1 protein-coding gene is annotated in these 261 nt (G+C 42.1%); it reads right to left on the bottom strand.

Annotated features, from left to right (window positions below):
- A partial coding sequence (locus tag AAEZ03_RS27850; protein ID WP_350583141.1) for a GNAT family N-acetyltransferase occupies positions 1–261 on the bottom strand: 261 nt, incomplete at both ends.

The following is a 261-nucleotide window of genomic DNA, read 5'->3' on the forward strand; positions in this document are numbered from 1 at the left end:
TCTTGGTACTCTGGATGTTTATCAATATAAGCTTTTACATAAGGGCAAGTTGGTTTGACTCGTAGGTGCTTAGCCGCGGCATCGTCTAGGATAGTCTTGACTAAATAGCCTGCAATACCACGTCCGCCAAGCGCTTCTGGCACTTCAGTATGTTTATAATCAATGCCTTTTTCGCCTTGACTGGTAGTAAAAAACTCATAGTCTTCAAAGGCGATATGACCATCCACGTCAATTTCAAAACGTTGTTGTTCAGTGTTATCG

Source organism: Pseudomonas sp. HY2-MNA-CIBAN-0224, from assembly GCF_040310285.1.
Taxonomy (GTDB): Bacteria; Pseudomonadota; Gammaproteobacteria; order Pseudomonadales; family Pseudomonadaceae; genus Aquipseudomonas; species Aquipseudomonas helleri.